The 17,067-nt window shown below is 40.6% G+C and carries 7 protein-coding genes; 6 read left to right on the forward strand and 1 reads right to left on the reverse strand.

Annotated features, from left to right (window positions below):
- Window positions 1-196: 196 nt before the first annotated feature.
- Entirely contained in the window at window positions 197-1,978 is a 1,782-nt protein-coding gene (locus tag AB1A65_RS09215; RefSeq protein WP_366588129.1) for a helix-turn-helix domain-containing protein, read from the forward strand.
- A 311-nt stretch (window positions 1,979-2,289) separates the two neighbouring features.
- Here AB1A65_RS09215 and AB1A65_RS09220 read toward each other — a convergent pair whose 3' ends face one another.
- Entirely contained in the window at window positions 2,290-6,243 is a 3,954-nt protein-coding gene (locus AB1A65_RS09220) for a two-component regulator propeller domain-containing protein (RefSeq protein WP_366588131.1), read from the reverse strand.
- Window positions 6,244-6,517: 274 nt separating this feature from the next.
- On the opposite strand from AB1A65_RS09220, the gene AB1A65_RS09225 reads away from it, so the two are divergent.
- From AB1A65_RS09225 to AB1A65_RS09245, 5 genes are all read left to right on the forward strand, one after another.
- Window positions 6,518-8,326: a sugar-binding domain-containing protein gene (locus AB1A65_RS09225; protein WP_366588134.1), complete on the forward strand. Its 1,809-nt coding sequence runs from the start codon at window positions 6,518-6,520 to the stop codon at window positions 8,324-8,326.
- A gap of 97 nt (window positions 8,327-8,423) precedes the next feature.
- Window positions 8,424-9,356: a glycoside hydrolase family 43 protein gene (locus tag AB1A65_RS09230; protein WP_366588136.1), complete on the forward strand. Its 933-nt coding sequence runs from the start codon at window positions 8,424-8,426 to the stop codon at window positions 9,354-9,356.
- A gap of 116 nt (window positions 9,357-9,472) precedes the next feature.
- Complete coding sequence (locus tag AB1A65_RS09235; RefSeq protein ID WP_366588138.1) at window positions 9,473-11,632, forward strand: beta-L-arabinofuranosidase domain-containing protein; 2,160 nt, start codon at window positions 9,473-9,475, stop codon at window positions 11,630-11,632.
- Window positions 11,633-12,346: 714 nt separating this feature from the next.
- Complete coding sequence (locus tag AB1A65_RS09240) at window positions 12,347-15,319, forward strand: TonB-dependent receptor (RefSeq protein WP_366588140.1); 2,973 nt, start codon at window positions 12,347-12,349, stop codon at window positions 15,317-15,319.
- 26 nt (window positions 15,320-15,345) lie between these two features.
- Window positions 15,346-16,878 carry a RagB/SusD family nutrient uptake outer membrane protein gene (locus tag AB1A65_RS09245; RefSeq protein WP_366588142.1) on the forward strand — a complete coding sequence of 511 codons (1,533 nt, stop codon included), beginning with the start codon at window positions 15,346-15,348 and terminating at the stop codon, window positions 16,876-16,878.
- Window positions 16,879-17,067: the final 189 nt, after the last annotated feature.

Genomic DNA, 17,067 nt, shown 5'->3' on the forward strand with positions numbered 1-17,067 from the left:
ATGAATATGTTTTTCGTTCCAAAAAAAATGATAACAAGTGAGGTATCTCACTTTAAATGAAAAAAGGAGGCTGGGGAAATATGACCATGAACCCTATGAGCAATCACCTGTTGGTAAAAAACAAAACAAGCCAACCATAACGCAGTAAAGTACGATGTTGTTTAAACAGTTCAAGATATTACTACTTTTTTTAATTATGGCACCGGTCAATGGCCAAGAGGTGTCATCTGATAGGCTTGGACACTATTTAAATGGGATAAGGGAAATGGTGGAAAACCACCACTTTCCAACTTTGGAGGAACTCTTGGAAGTAAGGGCAAATTCAAGTGGTGAAGATAGGGTCAACGCTTGTTTTGATTTGTTCACACATTTTATTTTTAAATCAAGCGAACTTGCCAAAGAGTATAATGATGAGGCACGAATATTTTCTCTGGAAATAAATTATGAACAAGGCTATTTTAGAACTCTGTTGAACCAAGCCTTTATTTTTTTTGTTAAAGGTGAGTTTGATAAGTCCGTGGACCTGCTCAATCAACTGGAATCATACGAAAATTATGAGACCTTCCACAAAATTAAAGCTGATTGCGAAACCTTTAGATCTTACATATTTTCAGAAAGGGGCGATTATGATCTAGCATACGAGATAGCCCTAAACCTCCTCGAACACGGCGAAGCTATTGATGACCCCTACACCCTCATGCGCGCATACTCCGCAATCTCCCATTTTTACCTAAGGCTGGGCGAGTATGAAAAAGCACTTGAGAATTGCTTGAACGGTCTTGATTATATACTGGAACTTAAGGAAACTAGGTTTGTTTTTCCAAAGATTGATGAGATAGCCAGGATGACCCATAAGCTAGAAGGGAGTAAAAAGGCACGTGAGATTTATGATCTTTATCTGGATCTTGAAAAATTGGTGGAAGCACCGGGCAGTTACATACAAAGTGTGGTTTATATGAACATTGCCGATATTTATATAGAAGAATCCGAGCTGGAAAAAGCTGAGGAGTTTTTAATTGAGGCACTGAAGTTGATTGAATATAACAACTACAGATTTAGAAAGCCAAGATTGTATGTTTTAATGGCGGATCTACATTTAAAACAAAAAGACACAACATGTGCCATGAACGATTATTACAAAGCCTATCAAACGGCAAATACGATCAAGGCTTTTGATGTTGTAAAAGAAGTAAGCAAAAGACTTTCCGAAATCAACCGATTAAGGGGCAATACCGATGAGTCAATATTTTTTTCCAATCTGTACCAATCGGTAAGTGATTCTCTTTTCTCGGTAGAATCTGAGCAAAAATTAAAAATACTGGAGGCCAGACAAAGGATTTCAGAGATTTCGAAGCAAAAGGAAATACTGGAAATCAAGTCTCAATCACAAGAAGAAAGATACCACTTGCTGGCCATAATATTGACCCTTGCCCTTATCTCTGGAGGATTTGCAACGTATTCGTACTTAAAAGTAAAAAAGAAGAATAAGTTGCTCTATTCCCGAACAAAGGAACTTGCCATGGAAAAACTGAATCAAAAGAAAAAGGTTGCTGTTGCAAATAAAGAAGATTCTGGTGCGCCGTCAATTGTTGCAAGTTCAAACAAAAACTATCTGGATGAAGATATAAAAGATATCATCCTAACGAAACTTGATAGGTTGGAAGAAGAAACCTTTTTTCTAGATCCAAAATGCAGCCTTCGTAGTTTGTCCAATCAATTACAGACCAACCAGAAATATCTATCCCAGGTAATAAATCACGAGAAAAATACCAACTTTAATAATTACGTTAACGAGCTTAGAATAAATTATCTTCTTAACAGATTGTTGGAAGACAAGGAATACCGTAACAGTAAACTGGCATACATAGCTACTACAAGTGGGTTTAATAACCTTAACACATTTTACTCTGCTTTTAAAAAACGATTGGGAATACTTCCATCGTATTTCATAGAAAAGTTAAATGAAGATGAGTCTTAATTTGTCCATAAAGCTTTAGGCTACGTGGGAAAATTTATGATTGGACATGTTTGAAATGGATTAATTGATAAAACCTTTGGTGACAGAAGTAGCCCTTTCATAATTATAAAATTGGGATTGTCCTTGTTGTTATAACTTTAAATGGGTTTCAAGATAATTTCCAACTCAAGAATGTAATTAGGAATCGATAAAGATTAACCAAGGTCAAGAGTGGTGTTTTATATTGGGTTTTGGAAATGCAAGAGGTGAAAATTTTAGATGTTAAATGTAACTGGCCTGCAAAAATTGATTTTGATAGCAGAACAAAAACTTCAAGGTTTTCCTTGCATATATTCGGTCGGGGTCATTTCAAATTGCTTTTGAAAATTGCGTCCAAAACTGGTCGCCGAATTATATCCTACAATTTCCGCTACCTCAAAAATGCGATATTTCCCTGTTTTTAAAAGTTCAGCAGACCTCTTTAGGCGAGTAATGTTTATTAGGTCATTGGGACTCAGGTTGGATATGTCCTTAATCTTGCGGTATAGGGTTGACCGACTCATGTTCATAATCTCCGCTAAAACTTCTACATTAAGGTCATGGTCCGCCATATTCTCGTATATGACCTTATCCAACTTCTTGATGAAAGTTTCATCGGTCTTTGTATTGGCAATACTTCTAATATGGGCCAGTGGGGAACTTGTGTAGTGTTCCAGAATGTGCTTTCTATTTTCTAGCAAGTTGGCAATATGCACCTTTAGGTGCCGCATGGAGAAAGGTTTTTCCATGTAGGCATCGGCACCAGACTCAAGCCCCTCCATTTTGGCGGACATTGCACTTTTTGAAGTGAGTAGAATCACTGGAATATGACTTGTTTCCAAGTTGGTTTTTAAGTTTTTGCACAATGTAAAACCGTCCATACCGGGCATCATTACATCACTGATGACAAGGTGAATGTTTTCCACTTCCAATATCTGAAGGGCAACTGTACCGTCTGAGGCTTTAAAAACAGTATACTCCTCTTTCAATTCCTTGGCAATAAAATCCAGAAGTTCTTCACTGTCCTCTACAAGTAAGATACTTGTTTTTCCAAATACTGTTAAACTTTCATCTGGTTCGTCACTTTGGAACCTTTGATCTATTCTTTTGGGCCAGAGCACAAATTCCTTTTCTTGTCGGATGGGCAACACCAGCACAAAACAGTTTTCGATTCCACTACTGGCGTCCAGTGTTAAGCTTCCTTGGTGCATTTCTGTGAGCGATCTAGCCAATGCAAGTCCAATTCCAGTCCCAGACTGATTCTCCACCCCCGATACTCTATAGAAAGGTTCAAAAATGGTTTCTTTTAAATGCGTGGGAATTAAATTCCCATCATTGGCAATGGTCAATATCAATCCCTCCGTGCTGGTCTTTAGGTGCACGTTAACATTCTTGTCGGCATATTTTATGGCATTCCCAAAGAGATTGCTCAGTATTTTCCGAAGGGCCTCTGCATCCACATAGGCATAGATATCATGATTGTCCGTGTTCAATTTAAAATTGATTTTTCGCTCTTCAATAGCTTCACTAAAGCGTTCCAAGGTCTTTTTAACCAACTCTGTAATATTGGTCTCCACAAACGTAAGGTTTACCCGTTCGGTTTCTGTCTTTCTAAAATCCAGCAATTGGTTCACAAGGTCCAACAATCTATTTGTGTTCTTTTCAATGATGTTAAGATTTTCGGATACGCCCGGTAATTCCTTAGCCTTGTTGAGTACTTTTTCCAATGGACTTTTTATCAATGTCAATGGGGTACGTATTTCATGGGAAATATTGGTGAAGAACTCAATTTTTGCCTCGTACAGTTCTTTCTCCTTCTTATAGTTCAACTGACGTATTCTTTGGATATTTTTGATCTTGTTCCTTTGGTGGTATAGTCTAAACCCTAATATTGCCAAGGTTGCGATCAAAAATGTATATAGGGCGTAGGCCAGATTGCTTTTCCAGAATATGGGAAGGACTTTTATTTGTAATGCTTTGGATTCCTTACTCCAAGTACCATCGTAATTTTTGGATTTTACTTTGAAAACATAATTTCCAGCCGGAATTTCGGTAAAAGAAACATTGTGGCTCTTTTTTAGACTGATCCAATCGTCGTTCAATCCCTCCATCCGATACCAGTACTCGGTGGTCTCCGGAGCAGCGTAACCCAGAGCTGCAAAACCAATACTAAAAGATGCTTGGTTGGGCTTTAAATTGATTTTATCAGCCCAAATCAATGATTCTTGTAAAGGTGACCCCTTAACCGACACATCCACCTCTGTGTTGTTGATTTGTAAGCTTGTCAGGTAAATTGGGGATTGCTCCGAATTCTCTTTAAAACTTGAAGGATTGAAACTTACCAAACCCGCAACACTGCCAAAGTAAAGCGTACCATTATCATCTTTATAGGCAGAATTGTAATTGAACTGGTCGCTCAACAAACCATTGGCCTTTGTGTAAACTCGTTTTTCCTCAGTTCCTGGGTTAAATTCAACCAAACCTTTGGAGGTACTGATCCATAGCCATTCCCCAACCTCAATTATGGAGTAGAACACATTACTGGGAAAACCATCCCCAACCGTGTAGGTTTTAAAATCATTTGTTTCTTCTCGATAAAGGTTAAGGCCATATTCGGTGGTGATCCAAATTCGGTTACTGCTATCTTGAAATATTCCATTGACATTGTTCCCACTAATACTATTCTGATCATTTATGTCATGCCTATAGATTCTTTTCTTTTTGGTCTTTGGATTAAAAGTAACCAGACCGTCCCAATAGGTACCTGCCCAAAGCACACCACTAGTATCTCTCATTACGGCAGTAAAATGTGTATCTTCAGAAAAGGCATCAATAGTCGTGAACATGTCGGTTTCATGGTCGTAGGTTTGAATCCCTGAATCTGTTACCACAAACAAATTCCCAAAATCATCCTCATATAGACTGAAAATGAAATCACTGGAAAGGCCATGGCCATCACCCCGCCCGTAATGCTTTACTACCTTCCCGGTAGTTATGTCCATTATGTCTAACCCATGCTGAAAAGTACCTACCCATAAACGGTTTCCTTTGGGAAAAAGAGCATGAATGTTATAATAGGAAAGTGTTTGGTCCGATTCTGATGGTGCATAATTTGTAAAAAGCCCTGTTCTTGGGTTGTATTTATTAAGTCCCGCATCTTCAGTTCCAATCCAAAGATTCCCTAGACGATCTTTGATGATTTCTCGCACCGCATTTCCGCTTATTGAGTTTTCACCGGGTATGGGGAAAAACTTGTTGAACTGGGTGTATTGTTTTGGGTAGTAATTAATACCACCAAAATAACTTCCGATCCATACCCCGTCCTCATTATCTACAGTGACACAATAAAGGGCATTGTCAGAAAGGGCATACGGATCATTAATGCTTTTTTTGAGGTTGATGTAAGTTCCGTTTTCTATGCTGTAGATAAAAAGCCCTGATTCCGTGGCCACCCAAAGCTCATCCTCATTTTTTATGGAAATTCCTCGTACATATAGCTGATCTTCATCATCATACAACAGCTTGGTAACGTTTTGGTTTGAAGTGTTAAAAGAGAGCAAACCGTGACTTTGGGTTCCGACCAACAAAGTGTTGCTGTCCAACGCTTCTATTTTGCTTATCCGCAACAATGGGGAAGTTGATTCATTTAAGGTGATTTCGAAGTTTTTGAAACTCTTTGAATCGCTATCATACAAATGCAGGGAATTATCATGGGCAGCCCAGATGTTTCCATCAATATCTCTAGTGATGTCCTCTACTTGAAAGTGCTTTTCTGCATCATATCGTGTGGATTTTTGGCTTTCTACCTCATATTTAACCAAGGATTGACCAGATATGAACCATAGGTTTCCCTCGTCATCATGGTCTATGTCAAGAATAGGGAGACCCATTGAAGCGTCAATAGCCTCAAAACTCTCATGGCGCTCATCATAGCTGAACAGTCCACTATCTGTACCGACCCATAACTTGCCCTTGTATTCGTGAAGACATTCAATGAAATTGCTGCCTAAACTTTTTGGATTGTTGGCATCGTATTGAAAAATTTTGAAAGAATATCCATCGAAACGGTTAAGGCCATCCTTGGTTCCAAACCACAAAAAACCACGCTCATCTTGTAGGGAACTAAGAACGGTGTTATGGGAAAGACCATCTTCCGCTTTGTAATTCTTGAAATAAAATTCCTGACCAGTTGCCCAATAAAATGAGCAAAGGAATATCCAAAAAACAAACCAAATACCCTTCTTCATAGACCTCATTGCTGTTTTACAATATTATGGATTTAGAGAACAACAAAGCGTGTCATTTCGCTTCAAATTGTTGCATAATTCCAATCAAGATTCTGGAAAATGCACTTTTTGAACAGATTGTAAGGTATTTTGAAACAAATTATCGTGCCCTTCACCGCAAAAAGATGGTACTTGGAATGCTATATGGGTGCCATTGAATTTTTAAAACAGGATTCAATGGGACAATGAAGCTATTTTCAAACGAAATTTAAAAATGACCCTAATAGCATTTACTATGAGAAATACAATTACTTTACTCTTTGCTGTTCTGCTGAGTTTTCAGCTCTCCGCACAGTGGAAACCGGCTGGTAGCAAGATTAAGACAACCTGGGCAGAAAAGATTGATCCAAAAAATGTATTGTCAGAATACCCGCGACCGATTATGGAGAGGGCAGATTGGAAAAATCTGAATGGGCTTTGGGAGTATGCTATTCAGCCTAAAGGAGCGTCCAAACCAACCCGATATGATGGAAAGATTTTAGTGCCTTTTCCAGTGGAAAGCAGTCTATCTGGGGTCATGAAGGAAGTAGGAGCTTCCAGAGAGCTATGGTACACAACCTCTTTTACGATTCCCGTAGCATGGAGCGATAAAAACATAGTGCTTCATTTTGGAGCAGTGGATTGGAGAACCGAAATTTGGATCAACGATATAAAAGTTGGATCTCATGAAGGAGGATACACACCTTTTTCCTTTAATATCACCCCATTTTTGAACGCCAGCGAGCAAAGTTTAGTGGTCAAGGTTTGGGATCCCACAAACGATGGTCCACAACCCCGGGGCAAGCAAGTAAAGGAACCTGAAGGTATTTGGTATACACCTGTAACGGGTATTTGGCAAACCGTGTGGTTGGAACCGGTGGCCGAGAAAAGTATTGACCATATCAAAAGTGTCCCAGACATAGACAACGGTACCGTAAAAATTGAGACAGATATTGTTGGCGGTACCTATGGTGATATCATTGAAGTGAGTGTTTTTGATGGTGAAAGTAATATAGTGACTGCTAAATCATCAATTGGGGAATCCTTGGTGCTCAATGTTCCAAACGCTAAACTGTGGTCTCCAGAATCTCCCTTTTTATATGATCTTACCATAAAATTGATCAGTGATGGTAAGGAGGTGGATGAAGTAAAAAGTTATTTTGGTATGCGAAAGATTTCCATGCAGAAAGACCAATATGGCGTTGTACGAATGCAGCTCAACAATAAAGATTACTTTCAGTTTGGTCCGTTGGACCAAGGTTGGTGGCCCGATGGACTTTATACCGCTCCGACCGATGAGGCCCTTAAATATGATATTGTAAAAACAAAGGAATTAGGGTTCAACATGATCCGCAAGCATGTTAAGGTGGAACCCGCACGCTGGTACACCCACTGCGATCGTTTGGGAATATTGGTCTGGCAAGATATGCCGAATGGAGATAAAAGCCCTCAATGGCAGAACCGTAGTTATTTTGATGGTACTGAACTTAAAAGAAGTGCTCATTCTGAAGCGATTTACAGAAAAGAATGGAAGGATATCATGGATTATTTGTATTCGCACCCCAGTATTGTAGTGTGGGTTCCTTTCAACGAAGCTTGGGGCCAGTTTAAAACAGAAGAAATTACGGAGTGGACAAAGGCCCATGACCCCAGCCGACTTGTAAATTCGGCCAGTGGAGGTAATTTTTATCGCACGGGCGATATCGTAGATCTTCATAACTATCCCGGACCAAAAATGTATCTTTATGATGCTGAACGAACCAATGTATTGGGTGAATACGGTGGAATTGGGCTGCCCTTGGAAGGTCATCTCTGGAAACCTGATAACAACTGGGGATACATTAAATTCAAAAACTCGAAAGAGACCACAGATGAATACATCAAATATGCCAAGGAACTGAAACAAATGGTGCTACGGGGCTTCTCAGCAGCCGTTTATACCCAAACTACTGATGTGGAGGGAGAAGTTAACGGGTTTATGACGTATGACCGCAAGGTGGATAAGATGGATTTTTCAGCAGTAAAGAAAATCAATCTGGAAATAATCAATGCAATTCATGAATAGAGGTTTTAGAAAATATACTATTGGGATAATACTGTTAACTAGCACAATAGTTTGTCCACAATCAGGCAATTCGCAAAAGGCAGAAAATCATAACCCCTTGTTCCCAGGATGGTATGCAGATCCCGAAGGTGCCGTTTTTGATGATACCTACTGGGTGTTTCCAACATTCTCTGATGATTTTGACAAACAGCTCCATTTTGATGCCTTCTCTTCCAAAGATTTGGTCAACTGGCAAAAGCATGAACGTATTCTGGATACTACCCAAATCAAGTGGCTTCGACAAGCTTTATGGGCTCCTTCCATCATCAAAAAAAATGGGGACTATTATCTCTTTTTTGGCGCCAATGATATTCAGCGGCCGGGAAGGGATTCCTATGACCCAAATAATGATATCAACCATTATGGTGGTATTGGGGTTGCTGTAGCTCAAAGCCCGTCAGGACCCTATAAAGACTATTTGGGCAAACCATTGATATCTGATTTTTATAATGATGCCCAACCCATAGACCAATTTGTTTTTAAAGATACTGATGGTACGCACTATTTTTTCTATGGTGGATGGAGTCATTGTAATTTGGGAAAACTAAACGATGATTTTACCGGGTTTATCCCTTGGGAAGATGGTTCACTGTTTAAGGAAATCACCCCTGAAGGCTACGTGGAGGGTCCATTTATGTTTATGAGAAACGGGATATATTATTTTATGTGGTCTGAAGGAAGTTGGGGAGACGGAAGCTATAAAGTGGCCTACTCAATGTCTGACAAGGCTACTGGACCCTACGAACGCATTGGTACTGTTTTGGAGACCAAGGAAGGTGATATTGCCACAGGGGCCGGGCATCATTCTGTCATTAAAAAGCCAGGGACTGATGATTACATCATGGTATACCACCGCAGGCCCATTCCCAATATGGATCGCGACCACCGCGTGGTTTGTATGGACAAGATGGAGTTCAATGCAGATGGAACTATAAAGCCGGTGAAGATTACCCATAAAGGGGTAATGGAACATCCCATTAAAACCCATTGAAAACCTTTTTGATTGTTCAATTTATTTGAGGGCACTTAAAGAAGGGATTCTTCACGCACCAAATAGATTCTCTATTAAATATGAAAATGCAACAAGAAATTATGATAACAGTTCTTATGAATAAGCTAAAGTGGTCCGTGGCATTGTTGCTATTCATAAGCATTTCTTGTCAAAACAATCGACAGGATACATCGACCGTGGAAGTGAAGGTTGTTCAAGTTCCCGATACAACAGCAACAAATACCCATTATCATGGAAACCGTACTCCTTTGTCACCAAGTCGTTTGATTAAGTTGCCTTTGGGTACTATTCAACCCCATAATTGGTTGGAGGAATGCCTAAAACGACAAGCCAATGGACTAATGGGGCATTTGGGCGAAATCAGTGCATGGCTACAAAAAGAAGATAATGCTTGGCTTTCTAAAGATGGACATGGATCATGGGGATGGGAAGAAGTTCCCTATTGGTTGAAGGGATATTTGAACACGGCGTATATTCTTGGAGATGAAGATATGATTAAAGAATCCCAGATATGGATTGAGGCGGTCATTGCCGGCCAGCGTCCCGATGGCAACTTTGGGCCCATTATGATTTCTGAAAAGGATGGTACCCAGGATTTTTGGAGCAACATGATTATGCTCTATTGCCTACAATCCTACTATGAATATACCCAAGATGACAGAGTCATTGACTTGATGACCAAATATTTCAAATACCAATTGAGTCTTTCTGACGATCAATTGTTATCCAAGACCCAATACTGGCAGCGTATTCGTGGTGGGGATAATCTGCACAGTGTTATTTGGTTGTATAATAGGACAGGAGACAAATGGCTTTTGGAGCTTGCGGAAAAAATCCATAGAAATACCACTCCTTGGTCCAAAAGGGACAATACTCTGGAAGAAATTGGGAATTGGAAGGAAGTCCGTGAAGGAATGGAATGGCCGGATTGGTATGGCAGGTTGGTTGACTGGCACAATGTAAATGTTGCACAGGCGTTCCGTGAACCTGCCCAATATTATTTGGTCAGCAAGAACATGAAAGATGTGCAGGCTTCATATGAAAATTTCGAGATAGTAAGGGAATATTTTGGTCAAGTGCCTGGAGGTATGTTCGGGGCCGATGAAAATGCTAGGCCGGGTTACGATGATCCAAGACAAGGTATTGAGACCTGTGGCATGGTGGAGCAGATGAACTCAGATGAACATTTGCTTCGGATAACCGGAGATGTTTTTTGGGCAGACCATGCTGAGGAAGTGGCCTTCAATTTACTGCCAGCTGCTTTAATGCCCGATTTTAAAAGCCTACGGTACATAACAAGTCCCAATATGGTATTGAACGACGACCAGAACCATAGGCCCGGTATACAAAATGATGGTCCTTTTTTAATGATGAACCCCTTTAGCTCACGTTGCTGTCAGCATAATCATGGACAAGGTTGGCCCTATTTAACCGAAAATCTTTGGATGGCTACCCCAGATAACGGACTGGCTGCCGTCATCTATGCGTCCAATACGGTTACTGCCAAAGTAGCGGATGGAGAAGAAGTGAGTATTGCCATGCAATCCAATTATCCTTTTGAAGAAGACCTTACCTTTACCATTGACTGTGAAAATGAAACCTCATTTCCATTATATTTTCGTGTTCCGGCTTGGTGTAAGTCGCCAAGGGTAACACTCAATAATTCAACGGTGGATGTAAAAGCAGAAGCTGGGAAATACATCCGATTGGATCGGAAATGGAAAAAAGGAGATACCTTGGTGCTTTCACTTCCTAAGGAATTAAAACTCCGTGCTTGGGAAAAAAATCACAATAGCGTCAGTGTTGATTATGGCCCATTGACCTTCTCTTTAAAGATTGGCGAGGAATATGTGAGAGGAGAAAGTGATAAGACCGCAGTTTGGGACTCAAAATGGCAAAAAAATGCCGATGTGGGCAAATGGCCTTCCTTTTCAATTTACCCAACCACAAACTGGAATTATGGATTGGTATTGGATGACCGAGATCCAAATGCTTCTTTTTCCATAACCAAACGACAATGGCCTAAAGACAATTTTCCCTTTACACCCGAAGCCACTCCAATTCTGGTAAGGGCAAAGGGCAAGGTAATTTCAAACTGGACCATAGATGAATACGGCTTGGCAGGTGAACTGCAAGATAGCCCTGTAAAATCTGATGAACCAATTGAAAACATTGAATTGATTCCCATGGGCGCCGCCCGATTGCGAATAAGTGCGTTCCCAATTATTGGCGAGAATGGTACGGAATGGGATTAAAAAAGCAGAAAATACAAAGTAAAATCCAATAGATTCTAGTTTTTGTATCAAAACTCAATATAAAACAAGGTACAAATAGTACCAACCTATGAGTCCCTTATTCCCATTATGCAATCTTGTGGATGAATTCAATAATCCCAACCAAACCTAACTAGCAAACCTCTTTTCTTTGAGGATTAAGGACAGTGTTCTTCATTCAATTACTTTGCAAAATACATACGTCTCAAACAGGCCCATACCATCAAAACAAAGGGTAAATTCCGCATCAAAATAGCCATGGAAGTATATAAATAGTACCAAAACCAACCAAAATTAGTTTTCCTCCTTTTACGCCTTAGCTTGAGCGATTCATACAATCAGGATTTTGAAGAAAAAGTGATGGTTAAAGTGTAAACATCTAAAAAACAAATGGTTGAGTTTAACTGGGCGCGAAGTTCTTTGATTTAAATGGACACAACAATTTGTCTCAACATGCAATAATTTATTTCAAAAAGACCAATTCCTTAACGGTTTCTTAAAGTTTGAACGATTTGTACGATAGATTGGAACAGATCCATGGGTGTTATCAATATGTAAATTATTTGATTTGTTTATTCAAATTATATCAATTAACGGTGTGTGTGATTGGTAAATTGATAAATAACCAATGCTTTTTTGGAATACCAACTTTAAAATTAAGGACAAATGAAAAAACAGCTAACTAGACTAACTAAAATGGCAATACTGCCAATCCTTTTGTTGTGCGCGTACAGTTATAGCCATGCACAGGAACAACTGACCGTTACCGGTAGCGTTAAGGATACTCAAGGAGCTCCATTGCCTGGGGCCAGTATTGTTATTCAAGGGACCCAGCAGGGGACTACTTCAGATTTCGACGGAAACTTTCAATTGGATGGTGTGCCAGCGAATGGACAGCTCATGGTAAGTTATATCGGCTTTGTGCAACTGATTGTGGATGTTGATAACAGAAGCTCCATAAATGTTGTACTTTCAGAAGACAATAATCTATTGGATGAGGTGGTCGTAATCGGCTACCAAAGTGTAAAACGAAGTGAGATTGTAGGATCTGTATCTGTTGTGGATACGGATGAAATGTTGAAAGCTCCAGCGGGAAACGTCGGTCAAATGTTGCAAGGTAGGGCAGCTGGGGTAACAGTTACCTCAACCGGCGCTCCCGGTACTTCTTCCTCCGTAAAGATTAGGGGATTGAATTCGTTTTCTGGTCAAGATTCTCCACTTTATGTGGTGGACGGAATGTTGATCTCGGCCCTTGGGTCTGACTTCAACCCAAACGATATTGAATCAATACAAGTACTTAAAGATGCCGCGGCAACAGCCTTGTATGGGTCTCGGGGAATGAACGGGGTCATTGTTGTAACAACCAAGAAAGGAAGACCAGGACCATTAAAGGTGGATTATGATTTTTATTATGGTTTCCAAACCATAAATAAAAGATTAAAGCTGACCAATGCCGAGCAGTTTAGGGAAATCAACAATCTAGCCTACACCAATAATGGTGATGCACCCCTAAACCTTAGAACAGGTGTGGATACAGATTGGCAAGAAGAACTTTTCAAGACAGGAACCATTTCTGAACACAATTTAAACCTTTCTGGAGGTTCCGAAAATTCCAACTACTTTATTTCATTGAACTATTTTGATCAGGAAGGTGCTATCATCGGCCCTGAGTTTGAACGTTATCAAGTCAGGGTGAATACCCAAACCAAGAAGGGAAGGTTCACCTTTGGTGAAAATATTGCCATGAGCCGGAGCACTCAAACCAGAGTGAATGGCAATCCCTTCATTGACGTAGTTTGGATGCTACCCACTATCCCAGTGTATGACCCCAATAATGAAAGTGGATATGGATACGGGGACGATAATAATTCAACTTTTGCCACCAATCCAATCGGATTGCAAGAACATTACAGCAACACTGCTGTAACCAGTAAGGTACTTGGTAGCGCATTTGCAGAATTTGAGATTTTCCCATTCCTAAAATATAAACTGAATCTTGGTCTGGATTATGCACAGATCCGGGAAAAATACTTTCAAAGAGCTGGAGCATTACGACAGAACACTCCCGGGGCAGCCTTTTTGGATGACCGTCACACAGAGTTTTTCAATATTCTAGCGGAAAACACCTTGAATTTCAACAAGACATTCGGAAAACATAACATTACCGCTTTGGTGGGTTACACCACCCAAAAAGACAATTTTACGTACAATTTTGCCCATACCGAAGGTTTGAGTGGTGAATTCTGGGTACAGGATAATGGAACTACCAGCCCTCGAACTGAAGGTAGGGAAGAAGTGGCTGGACTACGATCTTTTCTAGGTAGTTTCAACTACTCTTTTGATGACAAGTACACTTTATTATTCAACTTTAGACGGGATGGTTCTTCAAAGTTTGGTAAAAACAACCAGTATGCCAATTTCCCATCGGTATCTGCTTCTTGGAGGATCAGTGAAGAAGGCTTTATGGAGGACAACAATATCTTTAGCAACCTAAAACTTAGGGGAAGCTGGGGTATTGTTGGTAATCAGGCCATCAGCAACTATGCCACCCAAAGTGTACTTCGATACAACCAAAACTATGTACTCAACAACCAAGTGGTTCCTGGGGCGACCAACCTTCAGTTAGTAAACCCCAATTTAAGATGGGAAAGTAAAACCACTACCAATATCGGTTTGGACATGGGCTTTTTCCAAAATAGGTTAAGTCTTACGGCAGATTATTACATTGCCGATGTTGAAGATCTACTACTGGCTGTGCCAATACCCTTATCTTCAGGTAATACAGGCGGCGACCCATTGGCAAACGTAGGTCAGGTACAGAACAGGGGCTTGGAACTTAGTTTGGGCTACCAAAATGTAATCAATGATTTTAGTTTTGGGATTTTGGCCAATGGTACTTTCTTGAAGAACGAGGTAAAGGCTTTGGTTGAAGAAGCAGGGAACTTGCCCATTTTTGGACAAGGACAGATTTTGCGTACCGCTGTGGGAGAACCGGTGGCATCTTTCTATGTATTGGAAACTGCAGGCATATTTCAAAACCAAGCTGAGATTGATGCTTGGGGAGTTCAACCAGGTGCTCGTCCAGGTGACGTAAAATATGTGGATAACGATGGTAACGGAATCATCAATTTCGATGACCGCACAGTGGTTGGCAAGGCCTTGCCAGATTTTGAATACGGTTTAAACCTGAACTTTGGCTACAAAGGATTTGATATGACAGCGTTTTTCGCCGGTGTTACTGGAAACAGCATTTTTAATGAACAAAAATGGTGGTCCCAGCGCTATGATGACAATGCCAATTATTTGGTGGATGATGTTTTTTGGACAGGAGAAGGAACTTCTAATCTTATTCCCAGACCACAGCACTTGGATTCTTCACTGAACCCCACCCAGAATTCAGACCGTTATGTAGAGAAGGGCGATTATTTTAGATTAAAGAATTTACAAATAGGTTACTCCTTTCCAGAAGAGGTTATCAGCAAACTCAGTTTAACTAAACTTAGATTGTACATGACCGGACAAAATCTTTTTACCATTACCGATTATTCCGGATACGATCCAGAAGTTGTGGGTGCCAACGGCAATGGCGATTTCCTGAACAGAGGATTTGACAATGGTAATTTCCCATCATTGCGATCAGGAATATTAGGGATTCAATTAGGATTTTAATCGACTAAAAACATAAACTTCAAAGAATGGAAAATATAAGAAAAATAATAGTATTGATGGTGTTCTTTGGGATGACCATCTCATGCGAAAAAGATCTTTTGGACCAAGTGAATCCGAATGCTCCAACCCCAGACACGTTCTGGCAGACCGAGGAGGATGCCATACTTGGAATCAATGCAGTATACGCTGGTATCCAAAACCGCGAACTCAGTCTATGGGAAATCTTTGATTACGATATGCGCTCAGATGAGGGCTATAGTCAAAGTCCTTGGACCGATTTGGCCAATGTGGGCAGACACGTAAACATAAATTACGACTTCCCCTGGCTTCTTGAAGTTTGGCGAGAATTGTACAGGACCATTTACAAGGCCAATCAAGTGTTGGAAAATGTACCTAATATTGAAATGGACGAAACGTTGCGAACACGGATTGTGGCTGAAGCCCATTTTTTAAGGGGACATTGCTATTACAAATTGGTTACCCTATGGGGTAGAGTGCCCATGGTCACCGGTATTGAGGATGCCAATACGCGATATCCCCAAGGAACCGTTCAAGAAGTTTGGGCTTTGGTAGAGGAAGACTTCATTGCTGCCGCTGCAGGGCTACCTGAAAGTTATTCTGGGGCTGATATTGGACGTGCAACGTATGGTGGAGCCATAGGTTATCTGGGAAGATCTTATTTGCAACAGAAAAAATGGAGTGAAGCGGCCGCCGAGTTCGAAAAAATTATCGATATGGTACCAGGAACCTATGACTTGATGGCAGATTTTAAAGATAATTTCACAGAAGAGTTTGAAAATAACAAGGAATCCCTTTTTGAAATACAGTTCGTTAATAACAATGGAAAAACAGGCGGTTTCCCAACGTATAACAATGCCTCTGGTGATGAAACCAGTGAGCGGGCACAGTTTTTTGGAGTTCGTCCTTTGGGTTGGACCGATGGTCAACCTACCAAATGGCTTTTGAACCAGTTCTTGAGCGAAACCGATAGGGATGGCAATGAGGATCCACGACTCCAATATACTATGACCTACGATCACCCGGGAGAACTTTTATATGGTCAAACCTATGCTGAAAGAGGCGCAGGACCCAATGACCGTTTTTGGAGGAAATACACCAATTACTGGCAAGATTATGAAAGCTACTTTTCAGGAATCAATACAAGGGTAATTCGGTTGGCTGATGTGTACCTTATGCATGCTGAAGCTTTGAACGAGCTGGGCAGAACACCCGAAGCCATTCCGTTTGCAAATTTGGTACGCCAACGTTCCAATATGAACGATTTGCCCTTAACATTGACCCAACAAGAATTCAGGTTGCAGTTGCGACATGATCGTGTGGTTGAACTTGCAGGTGAAAGTGTACGATTTGTTGATATGGTGCGCTACGGGATTGCCGGTCCGGAACTTGCTGGTCCTGATCCAAGTCTATCTGCGGCCGAAGCTGATTTTGATACCGAGTTCCAGAATTTTGTCAAGGGAAAATCAGAGTACTTGCCAATTCCTTTACGGGAAATTGATGCCTACGGAGGTGCGTTGGAGCAGAACCCAGGCTGGTAGCCATAACTAATTTAATAAATAGGAAGGCAAGTGCCATTGCAAGCATAATCAAGCAATGGTGCTTGTCTCCAATTAAAACTTCAAGCTTAACTAAGATATCGTTTCATCTATGGGGAGGTGCAGTTTAATACAGACATTTTTAGCAAGACAAAGGAGCATGCTTTTGAGCGCTGCTATCCTTTGTTTATG

It is taken from the genome of Allomuricauda sp. ANG21, assembly GCF_040705235.1.
GTDB classification, from domain to species: Bacteria; Bacteroidota; Bacteroidia; order Flavobacteriales; family Flavobacteriaceae; genus Flagellimonas; species Flagellimonas marina.